This window comes from Streptomyces sp. NPDC050264, assembly GCF_040655895.1.
Classification (GTDB): Bacteria; Actinomycetota; Actinomycetes; order Streptomycetales; family Streptomycetaceae; genus Streptomyces.
In genome coordinates, this window is record NZ_JBFAKV010000024.1 from 39,722 (window position 1) to 55,752 (window position 16,031).

At 68.6% G+C, this 16,031-nt stretch carries 14 protein-coding genes; 6 read left to right on the plus strand and 8 right to left on the minus strand.

The genetic code is table 11. The annotated features are described in order from the left end of the window. The first annotated feature begins 113 nt into the window (after positions 1-113). From AB0J02_RS33550 to AB0J02_RS33560, 3 genes are all read left to right on the plus strand, one after another. The gene (locus AB0J02_RS33550) at positions 114-1,937 is read left to right on the plus strand and encodes an NAD(P)/FAD-dependent oxidoreductase (RefSeq protein WP_363197600.1); all 1,824 of its coding nucleotides are present in this window, start codon (positions 114-116) and stop codon (positions 1,935-1,937) included. Continuing rightward, positions 1,934-2,779 carry a mycofactocin-coupled SDR family oxidoreductase gene (locus AB0J02_RS33555; protein WP_363197601.1) on the plus strand — a complete coding sequence of 282 codons (846 nt, stop codon included), beginning with the start codon at positions 1,934-1,936 and terminating at the stop codon, positions 2,777-2,779. The genes AB0J02_RS33550 and AB0J02_RS33555 overlap by 4 nt, the downstream gene beginning before the upstream one ends. A gap of 148 nt (positions 2,780-2,927) precedes the next feature. Beyond that, on the plus strand, positions 2,928-4,538 hold the full coding sequence (locus tag AB0J02_RS33560; protein WP_363197602.1) for an FAD-dependent oxidoreductase: 1,611 nt from the start codon (positions 2,928-2,930) through the stop codon (positions 4,536-4,538). Positions 4,539-4,618: 80 nt separating this feature from the next. Here AB0J02_RS33560 and AB0J02_RS33565 read toward each other — a convergent pair whose 3' ends face one another. The 7 genes from AB0J02_RS33565 to AB0J02_RS33595 all read right to left on the minus strand — a co-directional run bounded on the left by AB0J02_RS33565 (position 4,619) and on the right by AB0J02_RS33595 (position 11,918). Then, a complete protein-coding gene (locus tag AB0J02_RS33565; RefSeq protein WP_363197603.1) occupies positions 4,619-5,278 on the minus strand; it encodes a helix-turn-helix domain-containing protein in 660 nt (219 codons plus the stop codon). Positions 5,279-5,318: 40 nt separating this feature from the next. Then, complete coding sequence (locus AB0J02_RS33570) at positions 5,319-6,458, minus strand: acyl-CoA dehydrogenase family protein (protein WP_363197604.1); 1,140 nt, start codon at positions 6,456-6,458, stop codon at positions 5,319-5,321. 49 nt (positions 6,459-6,507) lie between these two features. Then, positions 6,508-7,281 carry an enoyl-CoA hydratase/isomerase family protein gene (locus AB0J02_RS33575; protein WP_363197605.1) on the minus strand — a complete coding sequence of 258 codons (774 nt, stop codon included), beginning with the start codon at positions 7,279-7,281 and terminating at the stop codon, positions 6,508-6,510. A gap of 25 nt (positions 7,282-7,306) precedes the next feature. Beyond that, positions 7,307-8,491, minus strand: coding sequence for an acyl-CoA dehydrogenase family protein (locus AB0J02_RS33580; RefSeq protein WP_363197606.1), 1,185 nt, complete (start codon positions 8,489-8,491; stop codon positions 7,307-7,309). Between the two features lie 90 nt (positions 8,492-8,581). Then, complete coding sequence (locus AB0J02_RS33585; RefSeq protein ID WP_363197607.1) at positions 8,582-9,454, minus strand: VOC family protein; 873 nt, start codon at positions 9,452-9,454, stop codon at positions 8,582-8,584. Positions 9,455-9,612: 158 nt separating this feature from the next. Beyond that, a complete protein-coding gene (locus AB0J02_RS33590) occupies positions 9,613-10,383 on the minus strand; it encodes an SDR family oxidoreductase (protein ID WP_363197608.1) in 771 nt (256 codons plus the stop codon). Beyond that, positions 10,380-11,918 (minus strand): long-chain fatty acid--CoA ligase, encoded by a 1,539-nt coding sequence (locus tag AB0J02_RS33595; protein ID WP_363197609.1) that lies wholly within the window; start codon positions 11,916-11,918, stop codon positions 10,380-10,382. Before AB0J02_RS33595 ends, AB0J02_RS33590 begins: the two co-directional genes overlap by 4 nt. A 172-nt stretch (positions 11,919-12,090) precedes the next feature. Between AB0J02_RS33595 and AB0J02_RS33600 the strand changes: the two genes are divergently transcribed. From AB0J02_RS33600 to AB0J02_RS33610, 3 genes are read left to right on the plus strand one after another with little or no spacing between them, the layout of a single operon-like run. Then, positions 12,091-12,900, plus strand: coding sequence for an enoyl-CoA hydratase-related protein (locus AB0J02_RS33600; RefSeq protein ID WP_363197610.1), 810 nt, complete (start codon positions 12,091-12,093; stop codon positions 12,898-12,900). Then, positions 12,897-13,955, plus strand: a complete 1,059-nt coding sequence (locus AB0J02_RS33605; protein WP_363197611.1) for a 2,3-butanediol dehydrogenase — start codon at positions 12,897-12,899, stop codon at positions 13,953-13,955. The genes AB0J02_RS33600 and AB0J02_RS33605 overlap by 4 nt, the downstream gene beginning before the upstream one ends. A 1-nt stretch (position 13,956) precedes the next feature. Further along, positions 13,957-15,111, plus strand: coding sequence for an acyl-CoA dehydrogenase family protein (locus tag AB0J02_RS33610; RefSeq protein WP_363197612.1), 1,155 nt, complete (start codon positions 13,957-13,959; stop codon positions 15,109-15,111). Positions 15,112-15,161: 50 nt separating this feature from the next. Here the strand turns inward: AB0J02_RS33610 and AB0J02_RS33615 are convergent, their stop codons facing one another. Continuing rightward, positions 15,162-15,890 carry a TetR/AcrR family transcriptional regulator gene (locus AB0J02_RS33615; RefSeq protein ID WP_363197613.1) on the minus strand — a complete coding sequence of 243 codons (729 nt, stop codon included), beginning with the start codon at positions 15,888-15,890 and terminating at the stop codon, positions 15,162-15,164. Between the last annotated feature and the right edge of the window lie 141 nt (positions 15,891-16,031).

Genomic DNA, 16,031 nt, shown 5'->3' on the forward strand with positions numbered 1-16,031 from the left:
GTTGATCGAGATGAAGGGTTGCGAGTGGATACCTTCACATGATTTACCTCTCCTTATAAAGTCAACTACTGCTTCGCAACGTGGATCGACTCGACCCGCGGAGGGGACTAGGGATGCCGCACACCGCGACCACATCCGACGACCTGGAGCGTGCCCGCAGCAAGTACCGGGCGGAGCGCGACAAACGACTCGACTCCAACCGCCGTGAACTGCTCGACGTGAGCGGCCATGAGGAGTGGGTGGGCGATCCCTTCACTTCCACGGTCGAGCGCGAACCCTGCCACGACGAGGTGGACGTCCTCGTGGTCGGCGCCGGGTTCGGCGGGCTGCTCGCCGCGGCCCATCTCCGCAAGGCGGGAGTGCGCCGGATACGTCTGGTGGACCGCGCCGGTGACGTCGGCGGCGTGTGGTACTGGAACCGGTACCCCGGCGTCATGTGTGACGTGGAGTCCTACGTCTACCTGCCCATGCTGGAAGAACTCGGATACATCCCGCGGCATCGATACGCGTACGGGCCCGAGATCCGCGCCTACACGCGCAAGATCGCCGAGCACTTCGACCTGTACCCCCTCTCCCTCTTCCACACCGGTGTCACAGGGATGGAATGGAACGAGCAGGAGGGTGTGTGGCGGGTGACCACCGACCGCGGGGACGACTTCCGCGCCCGCTACACCGTGCTCGCCCACGGTTCGTTCACCTCGCTCAAACTCCCCGCGATCGAAGGCATCGAGACCTTCCGAGGCAAGATGTTCCACACCTCCCGCTGGGACTTCGAGTACACCGGCGGCGACACCCTCAGCCCGCTGAACAAGCTCGGCGACAAGACCGTGGGCGTCATCGGAACTGGCGCGACCGCCGTGCAGATCGTCGCCCCGCTCGCCGAAGCCACCCAGCAGCTGTACGTCTTCCAGCGCACCCCTTCCACCGTCGCCCCACGGAACAACCGGGAGACGGACCCGGAGTGGGCGGCCACGCTGCAGCCTGGCTGGCAACTGCGCAGGCGGGACAACTTCACGACGCTCACGAACGGGGAAGGAGCCCCGGAGGACCTGGTTCAGGACGGGTGGACGATCTTCTACAACGCGATGCTGCGTGACGACACCCGGGGAAGGAGCCCGCAGGAACTCGGCGAACAGCGGGAACTGATCGATCTGAGGCACATGGAGGATGTCCGGGCCAGGATCGACACGATCATCGAGGACGAGTCGACCGCCGAGGCCCTGAAGCCCTACTACCGGTACCAGTGCAAGCGTCCCTGCTTCCACGACGAGTACCTGCCGGCCTTCAACCGGCCCAACGTCCAGCTGGTGGACACCAACGGCCAGGGCGTACGGCGCATCACCGAGAAGGGCGTCGTCGTCGGAGACGAGGAGTACCCCCTGGACTGCCTGGTCCTCGCCACGGGATTCGACCAGGACTCGCTGTACACGGACCGGATCGGCTTCGACATCGTCGGCGTGGGAGGCCGAAAGCTCTCCCAGAAGTGGGCGGACGGCCCCGAGACCTTCCACGGAGTCATGAGCAGCGGCTTCCCCGATCTCTTCCTCTTGCCGCCCAACTACACCCAGGGCACCGCCGCGGTGAACTTCGTGCACACTCTGGAGGAGACCGCACGTCATGTGGCCTTCCTCATCGGCGAGTTCGACCGGCGCGAGGTCGTCGCCGATGTGCACGAGGACGCGGAGCGAGCCTATGTGGACAGCGTCGTCGACGGATCGGGACTCGCGCTGCTCGGCGGCGGCCAGTTCCTGCGCGACTGCACGCCCGGCCGGTGGAACAACGAGGGTGCCCCGGACAGCCGCCCCGCTAAGAACGTGAACTACCCGGGCACGTCCACGGCGTACTTCGCGATGCTCGAACAGTGGCGCTCTGCGGGCGACTTCACCGAACTCGGCCTGACCGCGAGGCCCTCGCGCGCGAGCGGAGAAGGCGCATGAAGCACGAGATTTTGGCCGCGCCGCTTCCTGACAGTCCGGTCAGCCGTCGCTTCGAGGGGCAGGTGGTGTTCGTCACCGGCGCCGCTCGCGGTCAGGGCCGGGCCGAGGCCGTGCGTTTCGCGGCGGAAGGTGCGGACATCATCGCGCTCGACATCTGCGCGGATCTGCCCACCACCCAATACCCGGGAGCCACCGAAGAGGACTTGGCGCAGACGGCCCGTATGGTCGAAACGCTCGGCCGCCAGGTGCGGACGCACAAAGCCGACATTCGGGACTACTCCGCGCTCAAGGCGGCCCTCGACGAAAGCGTCCGGGACCTGGGGCGACTGGACGTCGTCGTGGCGAACGCGGGCATGACGACCCAGGCGCCGGCCTGGGAGATCGACCTGGAGAGCTGGGACGCCACCATCGGCATCAATCTCACCGGCGCCTTCCTCACCGCCAAAGCGGCCATTCCGCTGATGCTCGACCAGGGAACCGGCGGTTCCATCGTGTTCATCAGCTCGGTGGCAGGCCTGCGGGGTCTGCCCCTGCTGGCCGACTACGTCGCCGCAAAACACGGTGTCACGGGCCTGGCCAAGACGCTCGCCAACGAACTGGCCCCGCACCGTATCCGGGTCAACTCGGTCCATCCGCACGGAGTCAACACCGATCTTGTGCCGGGAATTCGGACCCGCTTGGAAGCCGACGCGGACCTGTCCGCCTTCTTCCAGGGAACCCTGCCCGACGGAGTCAGTGAGGCCGAGGACATCGCGGCGGCGGTGGCCTGGATCGCGTCCCACGAAGCCCGCCACGTCACCGGCATTCAACTGCCAGTGGACCTGGGCCGCACCAACCGCTGACCGTCGAACGGCGACGTTCGCGCTCGTGTCCCGCTGACCGGTCGCCGAGGCTTCGGGGGCCGTCGGCGGCGGCCAGAGTGGCCGTGGCCAGCTGGCGTTCGAGGCGTCGGGACCGCGTCCGAATCCGTGAGCACAGGAGGAGTTTGTGGTGGGCAGAGACGAGACGTACGACACCTACGACGTGATCGTGGTCGGCTCGGGCGGAGGCGGGCTGATCGGCGCCTACACCGCGGCCGCCCGCGGCCTGAAGACGCTGTGCATCGAGAAGACGGACGTGGTCGGCGGCACCACCGCCTACTCCGGCGCGGGACTGTGGTTCCCCGGCGCGGCACCGATCGACCGCGCCGACGCGGAGAACGACATCGAGGCGGCACGCCGCTATCTGCGGGCCGTGGTTGACGACCCGGACCGTGAACGCCTCCAGGATGCCTACCTGAGCACGGGCGCTCGCCTCATCGACGAGCTCGAACAGAACCCGCACTTCGGGGAGTTCGCGCACCAGCCCGTGCCCGACTACTTCCATGACGCACCGGACGCCTCGCCCGCCGGCCACACCGTATTCCCACCGGACATAGCCGTCGAGGAACTGGGTGAACTCGCAGGATGGGTGCGTACGACGATCTACGCGGAGCGGTTCGGGGAAGACCCCGGGCCGGTGCTCAGCGGCGGCCGCGCGCTGATCGGACGGGCGCTCGCCGCCTTCCTGGCCACCGGACACGGCACCGTGGCCAGGAACACCGCCCTGGAGAGCCTGATCGTCGAGGAAGGCAAGGTCGTCGGTGTCACCGCGGCTCAGGACGGCGGTCAGCTGCGCATCCGTGCCCGCCGCGGCGTACTGCTGGCCGCCGGCGGTTTTGAGCGCAGCAAGGAGCTGCGGGACACCCACCAGCGGCTCGGCCTGACCGGCGAATGGTCCAACGGCGGTCCGGGCAATACCGGAGACGCGCTGCTCGCCGGCCTGGCCGTCGGAGCGGACGCACAACTGCTGGACGAGGCGTGGTTCGTCCCCGGTGTCGTCCAGCCCGACGGCCTGCCGATCTTCCACAGCGGCACCCGCAGCGGTATCTGGGTCAATGCCGAGGGCGAACGGTTCGTCAACGAGACCGCTCCGTACGACCAGGTCGGCCACGAGATGGCCAGGCTGCACCGCGACACCGGCGTGGACCACACGAGCTGCCACTGGGTGTTCGACCAGGCCCACGCGGACCGGGACGGCTTCGGCGGCCCGCCTGAGGAAGGGATCCAGCCGTCGTGGCTGGAGTCCGGGGCGGTCCGTCGGGCCGACACACTGGAGGAACTTGCCCAGATCATCGGCGTACCGGCGAAGGCGCTCGCGGCGACCGTCGAGGAGTTCAACGGGTACGCGAGCACCGGCGTCGACGAGAAGTTCCGGCGGGGTGAGTCGCCGTGGGATCAGATGTACTTCCACATCGTGGGCTTCCCGGCGCGCAATCCGTTGAACTACATGGGCAAGCCCTCACCGCACCTGACCAACCCGCTGCTCATGCCGCTGGAGAAGCCGCCGTACTACGCGGCCCGCGTCGTCCTCGGCGACATCGGGACCAAGGGCGGACTCCGTATCGACGAGCACGCGCGCGTCCTGCGGCACGACGGCAGGCCGATCGAGGGGCTCTACGCCGCGGGCAACACAGCGGCACCGATGTCGGGCCGTGTCTACCCGGGCGCGGGCACGCCGATCGGATCCAGCATGGTCTTCGGCCACCTTGCCGCGCTCGGCATGGCAGACGTGGGGGAGTGACACGAGCCCGTTACGTCCCGCCGACCGCGGCGGGACGTAACGACGGCATCCGATGAGCCAAGTGCTCCGCGCCTCTGGCGTCACACGTCCGCTGTGGTGCGGGTGACGGGGGCGCTCCATAGGCCGGTGAGGGCGTCGATCAGGGTGAGGGCCGTGTCGTGCCAGCCGGATCGGAACAAGGAGCGCCCGTCGGCGAGGGCGCGTTCGCGCTCAAGGCACAGGTGAACGATGAGATGGCGGCTCATGGTGTCCCGGACGGCGTGGACCTCGGGCGGCATGTCGGGCAGGCAGGCGTTGAATCCGTCCATCAGGCCGCACACGGAGGGATGGGCAGCCGATTCGGCTGCGACGGCTTCGTAGAGGGCTGGATCGGTGGAGACCTGGGCGTTGAAGCGGGCGTACCAGGTGGGACCGCCGAGGGCCGCCAGGTGTTCGGTGACGGGGAGAACCATGCAGGTGACCCAGTCCCTCAGACGGGCGGACCCATGGGTCTGGATGACGAGCCGTTCGCGGATCTGCTCGATCTGCTGGGCGTGCCGGCCGGAGATGGCACGCATCAGGTCGATCTTGCTGCCGAAGTGGTAGGTCACAGCCGTCGTATTGCGCTGCCCTGCCGCTTGGCCGATCCGACGGCTGGAGACGTTGTAGATGCCTTGCTCGGCGAACAAGCGCTCGGCGGCGGCCAGGATGGCCTCCCGAGTCGCGTCGACCTTGCTCTCGCGCACCCTGTTGCCTGGCATGATCACCCACGCTGCTGGGTTGGGAATGGGTCCCCGTGCGTCATCGGCGGGTGTCGGACGAGGCCCCGGTGAGCAGAGCGCAGAGCCGGTCCTGGTGCAGGGCCGCGTCACCGTGCAGGACGGCGTCCGCTCGTGCCCGGCGCAGATACAGGTGCAGGTCGTGCTCCCAGGTGAAGCCGATGCCGCCGTGCAGTTGGAGGGCTCGCCCGGACACCTCGGTGGCGCCTTCGGCGGTGAACGCGGCGGCGGCGCTGACCGCTCGGGCGGCGTCTTGGCCCTGCGGGTCGTGATCGGCCGCCATCGCGGCGTAGTAGGTCGCCGCGAACGCACCGTGCACGGTCAGCGCCATGTCGGAGCAGCCGTGCTTGACCGCCTGGAAGCTGCCGATGGGGCGCCCGAACTGGACGCGGGAGGAGGTGTGCTCGACGGTCAGTTCCAGCAGGCGCTCCATCGTGCCGAGCGCGTCCGCGCACCGCAGCACGGACCCTTTGTCGAGCAGCCTCTGCACTGCCGTCGGTCCGCCGCCCAACCGCCGACCTCCCAGGACACGTACCCCCGCCAGGCGGACCTCGTAGAACGTGCGCGTCGGGTCGATCACCCTCTGGCGGCGTACGGTCACGCCCGGAGCCGCGCGGTCCACAAGGAAAGAGGTCGGCTCGCCCCCGTCCAGAGCGGTCACGAGAATCCAGCGTGCGCCACCCGCGTCCTGCACGGCTGTCTTGACTCCGTCCAGGACGTACGACCCGTCGGAGTCGCGGCGGGCGACGGCCCGCACCCCGTCCAGGCTCCACGCCATACCGGGCTCGGCGAAGGCCCACGCCGCCCACGCGCGGCCCGCGACCAGTTCCGGCAGAACTTCGGCGGCCGTACCGGCCTCGCCCTCGTCCACGAGAGCGGCGCCGACCAACGCGGTGCCGAGGTGAGGGCCGCGCGCGAGAGCGCGTCCCCCTTCCTGTGCCAGCAGCGCGAGTTCGACCAGACCCAGTTCCGCTCCGCCGAAGCGCTCGGGCAGGGTCAGCCCCGTCCACCCTGCCTCGACGGCCGCCTTCCACAGGTCGGAGTCGACGTCCTGGTCGCTGTCCAGGAGTTCACGCACCCGTGTGATCGGCGCACGGTCGGCCAGTAGCTCACGCACCGAGTCGCGGATAAGTACCTGTTCGTCGTTGAGCTCGAAGTTCATGTTCCACTCTCCGGTCCTGACGCGACGTGCGGGGTATGACCCGCGGGGTTCACCGGGCCCTCCACTGGTCGCGCGCCACCGCCGAGCGATCCACTTCCGCCTTGCCCAGGGGATTGCCGAGCTGGGTGTACGACAGCCCGGTGCGCAGTGCCTGGGTACGGGTGGAGTCCAGGGACTCCCAGATCGCACGTACGGTGCCCTGGATGGCGGCAGGGGGTTTCGCGGCGATCGCGGCACCCAGCTCGGCGGCCCGTTCCCACAGCTGATCGTTCGGCACGACCTCGCTGACGAGTCCGATCTCCAGGGCACGGCGCGCGGTGACACGCTCGTCGAGGCCGAGGAGCGCGATCCGCAGGGCCTCGCCGAGGGGTATGCGCCGGGCGAGCCCGATGGGCTCCAAGGCCGCGGTCAGCCCATAGCTGACATGCGGATCGAAGAACGTCGCATCCTGCGAACAGATGACGATGTCGGCCTCGTTGAGCCAGTAGAAGGCGCCGCCCGCGGCCATGCCCTGCACCGCGCACACGACGGGTTTCCAGACCTGGTTCAGCTTCGGCGAGAGGTATTCGCCGGGGTCGGTCTGCGACCAGACGTTGGAATGCCGGTCGATGCCTTCCTTGACGTCCATGCCGGTACTGAAGGCACGGTCCCCGGCGCCGCGAAGGACGACGACATGCACATCGTCGTCGTCCTTGACGGTCCGCCAGATCGCCGCGAAGTCCTCCAGCATCTCCTGGGTGAAGCTGTTCAGCGCCTGTGGCCGGTCCAGAGTGATGGTGGCGACATGTTCTGCGACGTCGTACAGGACGGTCTTGAGATCCATGCGACTGCTCCGATCGTGGTCGTCCTCAGCGGGGTTCGCGCGGCATACCGAGTCCGCGCTCCGCGATCTGGGTGCGCAGGACCTCGTTGGCGCCGCCCGCGATGGTGTACGCCCGGGCGTACAGGAAGGCGTCCTGCCACCAGCCCCCGGCCTCCGCTTGCGGATCGTCCTCGGTCAACAGTCCGTCGCTGCCCTGGACACGTGTGCCGAACTCGGTGAGGTCGTGGTTGAGCTCACTGAAGAGGATCTTTCCGAGGGGCGCGTCGGCCGGCTGCTCCGTGCCGTGTGTCGTCCGGGACCGCATGAGGGCGAGCACCGCGCTGTTCACCTCGACCCGGGCAGCGAGAGCCCCCAGCTCGCGACGGGTCGCGGGGTCGTTCAACGCACCCCGCCGCGCTGCGAGTTCGCACAGTTCGGCCAGGTGCATGTGTAGCTCGACGCCGCGCGCGGCCACCCCCGAGCGTTCGCGGGACAGGCTGCTCATGGCGACTCGCCAGCCGCCGCCGACCTCGCCGATGACCTGGGAGGCCGGGATGCGGACGCTGTCGAGGAAGACTTCGTTGAAGTCGGTGGTGCCGGTGATCTCCCGCAAGGGCCGCACTTCGACGCCCGGCGAGCGCATATCCAGGGCGAAGGCGGTGATCCCGCGGTGCCGGATCGCGTCAGGGTCGGTGCGCGCCAGCAGATAGCCCATGCCGGCGTGCTGCCCGTTGGTGGTCCACACCTTCTGTCCGTCGACGACGAAGACAGCCTCATCGCCGTCGCCTTCGCGCCGGGCACGGGTCCGGAGCGCCGCGAGATCGCTGCCTGCCTCCGGCTCGCTGAAGAGCTGGCACCAGATGTCCTCACCGGACCTGATGCGGGGCAGAAAGCGGTCGCGCTGGGCACGGGTGCCGAAGTCGATGAGTGCGGCGGCCGCTAGGGTCGCGGCCCCTATGGGCGGCCATGTGCGAGCCCGGGCGATCTCCTCGGCGACGACGAACGGCTCCAGCGGGTGCGCGTCGGGGCGGCCCCCGTACTCGGCCGGCCAGTCGATGCCCAGGTAACCGGCCGCGTACAGCTCAGCCGTCCACGAGCGGATGGCCGGCAGCTGCCGTGGTGCCGGAGCACGCACTCCCGTATGGAACTTGATGCCCGGCGCGTGAGTGGCGATGAAATCCCGTACTTCGCGCCGGAACGCGTCCAGTAGGGGTGTGGGCTCCAGCTGCATCGCTGTCGGCTCCTATGGTGACCCGGTCGTCCATTGCCAGTCCGAAGGGCGAAGCGCTGGGGCGGTGCGACGGACCGCCCCAGCACAACCTCAGCCCGCCGGCTGCGGCGGCGGAGTGAAGTGGTGACCCCAGAAGGCCCCGTCGGTGATCTCGTAGACGGGCGTCGGCTCGGGCACCTGCAGGCCCTGCCAGCCGAACTCGACGGCGTAGTTCTCCGGCGACCACACATAGAAAGAGACCATGCGGTCGTTGGTGTGCTTGCCGAGCGAGTGCATCATCGGCACTTCCATGCGTTGCGCCCGGTCGAGGGCGAGGCCCACGTCGTCCAGGTCGGCGCCTTCCACCATGAAGTGGAGGAGCCGGCCGGGCCCGGGGGCAGGGGTGATGCCCAGCGTGTGGTGGCGCGGGTTGCAGCCCATGAACCACGTGGTGCCACCGGGGCTCTTCATCGTGTTGCGCTCGATGAAGCCCAACGTCTCCACATAGAAGTCGAAGGCCGACCGCGCGTCCTCGGCCGAGACGATCGCATGCCCGAACCCCTGGTCACCGGTCACGAACCGGGACACGAGCGGCGTGCGGACCGGCACATGGTTCAGCACGGCGCCCCAGTAGAGCTCCACCGGGTTGCCGCCCGGGTCGTTGAACTTCACGAAGCCGCTCACATTGCGCTCCGCGCACTCCTCCGGCGTGCCGGCGGCCACCTTGATGCCGGTCTTCTCGACGGCCTTGGCCAGGCGGGCCAGTTCGCGCTCGTCGATGACCTCGAGGCCGAGCGCCGTCATCCGGTCCTGCGCGCCGGGTGCCACCGCGATGCGTGCGGGGTGATCGTCCATGCGGAAGGTGAGGGTCTCGGTCTCGGCGTTCTCGACGGGCATCAGCCCGAGGAAGTCGGCACCGAACGTCTTCCACTTCGTGGTGTCAGTGGATTCGAGGCGTAGGTAGCCCAGAGAGCTGACGGCCATCCGAATTCTCCCATCATGCTGATGATGTATTGACATCGCTCGCATAGTGCTTGCGTCAGGAATGCACCCGTTGGTTGAACGTAACCAGGGGGCGTCGGCCTCGGGCCGAGGTGTTCCGCTCACCGGGAAACCCGATCGAGCGGGGTGTGCCGGAGCGCTCAGCGAGCGGTCCAGCCGCCGTCCACGGTCAATGTGGAACCGGTGGTGAAGCGTGCCGCGTCGGAGGCCAAGTAGACGGCGGCGCCGCCAAGTTCGTCCGCCTCTCCGACTCGGCCCATGGGGGTGGCGTCCGTGATGCGCCGGCCCCAGCGGCTGTCCAGCAGCCCAGAGCTGAGGTCGGTGCGGAAGTAGCCGGGGGCGAGCGCGTTGACCCGGACCGAGCGGTCCGCCCATTCGACTGCCAGTGCGCGGGTGAGTGCCTCGACCCCGCCCTTGCTCGCCGCGTAGGCGGCGATCCGCTCGAACCCGGTACTGGCGTGTACGGAGGTCACATTGATGATCGACCCCGAGCGTTGGTCCAGCATGACCCTGCCTGCCTCCCGGCAGCAGAAGAACGTGCCCTGGAGATTCACGTCGACCACGTGGCGCCAGTCGTCGTCGGACACGTGCTCGCTACGGGTGAAGTGCGGGCTGATTCCGGCGCAGTTGACAGCGACATCGAGGCGTCCGCTCCAGTCCACGACCGACCGGATCATGTCGCGTACGGCCGCAGGCTCGGCCACCGAACCGGGCAGCACCAGTACCTTGCCGCCGCCTCGGGCGAGTTCGGCCTCCAGGTGATCGAGGTCGGATCGGGTGCGCGCCGTGACGGCCACCTGAGCGCCCGCGTGGCTGAGCGCCGTCGCGATGGCACGGCCGAGCCCCTTGCCTGCGCCGGTCACCCAGGCGGACTTCCCGTCCAGGCGCAGCTCGCCGTGCGCCGTGCTCATGCCTGGTCCTCCCACGGGGTGTCGCGCAGTTCGCGCTTGAGAACCTTGCCGGACGGGGTGCGGGGCAGGAGCGCCACGAAGTCGATCCGGGCGGGCGCCTTGAACTTGGCGAGCCGTTCCAGACAGAAGGCGCGCAACTCGGCCGTCTCCGCGACCTGCCCGTCGCGCAGCACCACGAAGGCGCGGGGCACCTCGCCCCACCGCGGATGGGGCATGCCCACGACGGCGGCCTCCAGCACCGCCGGATGCTCGTAGAGCACCCGCTCCACCTCGGGCGTGGCGATGTTCTCCCCGCCCGAGAGGATCATGTCCTTCTTGCGGTCGTCGACGTACAGGAAGCCGTCGTCGTCGACGTGTCCCATGTCTCCGGTGTGGAACCAGCCGTCGCGCAGGACCGCGGCTGTGGCGGCCTCGTCCCGCCAGTAGCCCGCGAAGACCTTGGGTCCGCGTAGCGCGATCTCACCGATCGCGCCCGCCGGTACCTCCTTGTCGTGTTCGTCCACGATTCTGACCCGGGTGAGCGGTACCGGGCGGCCGACCGAGCCGAGCTTGCTCAGCGCGTGGTCGCGGTCGAGGAAGGTGTCTCCGGACACTGTTTCGGTCAGCCCGTAGGCGTCGGCGAACCAGGCGTTGGGGAACGCCGCCATGATGCGCCGCAGCACGGGTTCGGGGGTCTTCTCGCCACCGCCCAGGATGAATCGGACGGAGGAGGTGTCGTACCACTCGCGGTCCGGGACGTTCAGCACCTCATTGACCATGGCGGGTGCCAGCCACACATTCGTCACGCGGTGTCGCTCGATCCCCTCGATGACATCTCGGGCGTCGAACTTGCGTTGCAGCACCACGCTCCCGCCCGCGTGGAGCACCCCGAGTGCCGGCATGTCCAGGCCGCCCACGTGGTACAGCGGGCCGCACACCAAGGTCGAGTCCTCGGCCGTGATTCCGAAATGCACGATGTGCGCCGTGTTTTTGGCGTGCACGTTCCCGTAGGTGACACGCACGCCTTTGGGGCGTGAGGTGGTACCCGAGGTGTACATGAGACGTTGCAGGTCATCGGCGGACACGTCGGCCGGTTCGACATGTGCGCCTGGGTGGCGTGCCACCAGGTCTTCGTATCCGGTCCAGGGATCCGGAACCGGCTCGGTGCCCGTCACGACACGGGTCCGGAGCTCGGGCAGCGAGGGCGCGAGTCGGTCGACGGCCGGGAGGAACTCGCGCTCGGTCACCACGGCCGTGGCGCCTGCGTGATGCAGGATGTACTGCCATTCCGCCTCCGAAAGGCGGTAGTTGAGCGGTAGGAACACCGCGCCAAGACGGTTGACAGCGTGCACGAGTTCGAGGAACTCGGGACGGTTGTACATGAGCAGCGCCACGACGTCATCGCGGCGTACGCCCAGTGCGCTCACACCAGCGGCCAACTCGTTGACCCGTCGGTGCAACTCGCGGTTGGTCAGAGCGTGTTCGCCCTGCGTGATGGCGACCGAATCGGGCCGCTGCTGCGCGTGGTAGTCGAGGATGCTGGCGGAATTGTGCACGGCGGCTCTCCCGTGTCTGAACCGAATGTTCCAGCCGGTCTGTTGCTCGTACACCGAATTTCGTGTACCCATTGGTCTATAAAACCTTGGGCGCACTGTACGGGTGCCGGGGCCCACCGACAACCGGTCGTGCGCCTAGCGCTTCGACCTGTGAGGACGAGGAGGGCAGCGCGTGGCGCGTATCCGTGCCGACGGCGATGAATCGGTGGTGACCATTCGTCTCGACAATCCGCCGATGAACGCCTTCGATTCGACACAGCGGGATGAACTCGTTGACTGTGTCAGGGAGTTGACCGGCGCCTCCGGTGTGCGGGCGGTGGTGGTCTACGGCGGTGAGCGCTTGTTCGCGGCGGGAGCGGACATCAAAGCGCTGGCCGCGATGGACCCCGGGCAGGTGCGTGGGTGGAACCGCGCGTTGCAGCGGGTCTTCGACGACGTCGCCCGCCTCCCCGTTCCGGTCATCGCCGCGGTGACCGGCTACGCACTGGGCGGTGGGATGGAACTGGCACTCGCCGCCGACTACCGGATCGTCGCCGAGGACGCTGTGTTCGGCCAGCCCGAAGTCCAGTTGGGGATCATGCCTGGTTCCGGTGGCACTCAGCGACTGACCCGCCTGGTCGGCCCGGCCCGGGCCAAACACCTGCTCATGACGGGACGACGGGTGAAAGCATCGGAGGCACTGCGGCTCGGTCTCGCGGACGAGGTCGTCCCCGCCGCCGACGTGTACCCACGAGCGTGCGCCTACGCCCGAGAGCTTGCGAAGGGCCCCGCGGCGGCGCTCGAAGCCATCAAGGAGGCCGTGGACAACGCGGCCGACACTTCCCTCGCCGCGGGGCTCGCCCTGGAGCGATCCCTGTTCACCGGCGTGTTCGGCACCCGTGACGCCACACACGGCATCCAGTCCTTCATCGAGCACGGACCCGGACGCGCCAACTTCGAGGTTGCGCCCGACGGCCGGACCAAGGAGGCGGGCGAGGAATGAAGGCGTTGCGCTGGCACGGCAAGGGCGATCTGCGGCTCGACGACGTACCGGAGCCGACCGCCCCGGCGCCGAACGAAGCCGTGGTGGAGGTCGCCTGGTGTGGACTGTGCGGTACCGATCTGCATGAGTTCCTGGACGGGCCGCACATGATACGCACGGGGCCCCACCCGCTGACCGGACAAGGCCCGCCGCTGGCCCTCGGGCACGAGCTGAGCGGCAGAGTCGTTGCCCTCGGCGGCCCCGCACCCGGCATCGAGGTTGGCGACAGGGTCACGGCGGATCCCGTCTGGAGCTGCGGCAGTTGCTGGTGGTGCCTGCGGGGCGACTACCACATCTGCCCGCGGAGCGGCTCGGTCGGTCTCGCCTCACCGGGCGGGTTCGCCGAGCTGGTCACGGTGCCGCTCTCGGGGCTGACCCGCCTGCCGGACAATGTGAGTGACGAACACGCCGCGCTGGCCGAGCCGTTGGCCGTCGGGCTCCACGCGGTCGACCGTGCCGGCGTCCGGCCGGGCGACAACGTCCTGGTGCTCGGCGGAGGGCCCATCGGCACGGCTGTGGTGATGGCGGCACGCCTCGCCGGAGTGAGTGGACTCTACGTCAGCGAACCGCTGGCGGGACGGCGCGAACTGCTGCACGGCATCGGCGTGACAGAGGTGTTCGACCCCGGCGCGACGGACGTGCGCCGGGAGGTGTTCCTGCGCACCGCGCGCATCGGCCCCGACGTCGTGATCGACGCCACCGGCATCCCGGCATTGGCCGCGCAGGCCGTCGCCACAGTGCGCCGCGGCGGCCGCGTCGTGCTCGCGGGCGTGGGCCACGGCAGCGTGGAGTTCGACATGGGGCAACTCGTCTTCTACGAGCGGTCGGTGCTCGGGACGCTCGGCTACAACTTCGACATCCCGCGGGTCATCGGCCTGATGAGCACCGGCCGGCTGGACCCCGCCCCCCTGCTTACCGGGCGCTTTCCGCTCTCGGCGGGTGCCGGGCTCTTCGCCGAGCTGGCCGCCGACCGGGCCCGTCACCTCAAGGTCGTACTGACCCCGAAGGGACTGTGACATGGACTTCGACCTGCCCGAGGAGACGCGCCAACTACAGCGCATGGTAAGGGACTTCGCCTCGAACGAGATCGCACCCCGTGCGGCGCAGTGGTCCGAGAATGCGGAGTTTCCCACCCACGTCTTCACCAAGCTCGGCGAGCTCGGCCTCATGGGCATGTTGGTCCCGGAGGAGTACGGCGGAGCGGGCTCCGACATGGTGTCCTACGTCGCCGTGATGGAGGAGCTCGGCGTCGCCGACCAGTCCGTCGCGTCATCGTGGAACGCCCACTCGACCATCGCCACGCTGCCGTTGCTCACCTACGGCACTCCCGAGCAGAAGCAGCGGTGGTTGACTCCGCTGGCACGCGGCGAGGCCATCGGCGCGTTCGGGCTCACCGAGCCGGGGGCGGGCAGCGACGCCGCCGGAGTCACGACCACGGCGCGTCGCGCGGACGGCGGCTGGCGCATCAACGGCGCCAAGACGTTCATCACGAACGCCGGCACGGACATCAGTCAGGGCGTCACTCTGCTCGCGACCACCGGCCACGACGAGAACGGGCGTAAGCGTTTCGCCACCTTCTACGTGCCCACCGACACCCCGGGCTACAGCTGCGGCCGGAACCTGAAGAAGCTGGGCTGGCACGCCATGGACACTCGCGAGCTCCTGTTCGAGGACTGCTGGATCCCCGAGGACCATCTGATCGGCGAGGAAGGGGGCGGGCTGCGCCAGTTCCTCGCCGTCCTGGACCGCGGGCGGATCAGCGTGGCCGCGCTCGGAATCTCCCTGGCGCGCGCCGCACTCAGGCTGGCGATCACCCATGCCAATGGGCGGCAGCAGTTCGGCAGGCCGATCGCCAATTTCCAGGCGGTGGCGCACAAGATCGCGGATATCGGGACCGAGTACGAGGCGGCCCGCTGGCTCGTGTACCGAGCGGCGTGGCTGGCCGACCAGGGACGTCCTTACAGCAAGGAGGCCGCCATGGCGAAGCTGTTCGCCTCAGAGGTGGCCAACCGGGCCGCGTCGCAGGCGCTGCAGATCCACGGCGGATACGGCTTCGTACGGGAATCCGAGATCTCCCGCTTCTTCGCGGACGCCAAGATCCTGGAGATCGGCGAGGGCACCAGCGAGATCCAGCGGAACGTGATCGCGAAGGAACTGCTCGGACAGCGGTGAGCACGCCGGGTCATGCCCCCGTGGGTGACGATTCACCACGGGGGTCAAGGTCAACCGATCGCGGCGGACGCGGAGTCGGGAACGACGTCCTGCTCCCACGCGTGCTCGGGGTCCAGGGGGTGACCGGGGTGGCTGCGCTTGAACTCCGCGGCGCGTTCCTCCACGATCGGCAGTGTGTGGTCGGGAGCTCCGAAGCCGCGGAAGAGCGTGGCGCAGTACTCCTGGGAAAGGTAGGCCGGGTCCCACGCGCCCTCCGGCTGCACCCACTGATACGTGTGGTTATGCAGGTTGAAGAACTGCAGCATGGCCAGGCGCGGCGTGAATGCCCGGAGAATCCCTCGGTCCATCGCTTCACTGAGGAGCGTCATCACCAACTGCTCGAACTCCGCGCGCTGGTTGAGGAGCGTCTGCAGTTCGTCCCCGGTCAGGCTGCGGTAGTCGTGCTCGTAGACCCAGATGTGGTCCAGCCTGCGGAAGATGATGGTGAGCAGGGACTCGGAGAGGAGCCGGAGCCGCACCAGCGGATCGGCTTCCAGCCCGGCGATCTGCCGGGCGCGGGCCACCAGCGGCCGCATGACGCGTCCCTGGATCTCGATGAGCAGGTTCTCTTTGGAGCCGATGTAGTAGTACAGCGCGCCCTTCGCCAGCCCCACGGCCCGGCCGAGGTCATTGACCGAGGTGGCGGCGTATCCCTGACTGGCGAACAGGGAGGCGGCCGTGTCGATGATCTTCTGGCGCCTGATCTCGAATTCAGGTCCGTGTCCTGGTGGTCGTGGCAAGGCAAGTCCCCCTGGTCGGACGGCCCCTGACCCTTGCTGCGGGGCTGTCATCGGCGTGGGGAAGCCGTGGTGTCGCCTCCCCGTTTTCCATTGTTAGACCAGACGGTACATTATCCGCGAGTGCAGCGTGCGCCTTGATGC

Coding starts and splice junctions, on each gene's coding strand:
- AB0J02_RS33550 (WP_363197600.1), top strand. CDS start 114: ATGCCGCACACCGCGACCACATCCGACGACCTGGAGCGTGCCCGCAGC.
- AB0J02_RS33555 (WP_363197601.1), top strand. CDS start 1,934: ATGAAGCACGAGATTTTGGCCGCGCCGCTTCCTGACAGTCCGGTCAGC.
- AB0J02_RS33565 (WP_363197603.1), bottom strand. CDS start 5,278: ATGCCAGGCAACAGGGTGCGCGAGAGCAAGGTCGACGCGACTCGGGAG.
- AB0J02_RS33570 (WP_363197604.1), bottom strand. CDS start 6,458: ATGAACTTCGAGCTCAACGACGAACAGGTACTTATCCGCGACTCGGTG.
- AB0J02_RS33575 (WP_363197605.1), bottom strand. CDS start 7,281: ATGGATCTCAAGACCGTCCTGTACGACGTCGCAGAACATGTCGCCACC.
- AB0J02_RS33580 (WP_363197606.1), bottom strand. CDS start 8,491: ATGCAGCTGGAGCCCACACCCCTACTGGACGCGTTCCGGCGCGAAGTA.
- AB0J02_RS33585 (WP_363197607.1), bottom strand. CDS start 9,454: ATGGCCGTCAGCTCTCTGGGCTACCTACGCCTCGAATCCACTGACACC.
- AB0J02_RS33590 (WP_363197608.1), bottom strand. CDS start 10,383: ATGAGCACGGCGCACGGCGAGCTGCGCCTGGACGGGAAGTCCGCCTGG.
- AB0J02_RS33605 (WP_363197611.1), top strand. CDS start 12,897: ATGAAGGCGTTGCGCTGGCACGGCAAGGGCGATCTGCGGCTCGACGAC.
- AB0J02_RS33610 (WP_363197612.1), top strand. CDS start 13,957: ATGGACTTCGACCTGCCCGAGGAGACGCGCCAACTACAGCGCATGGTA.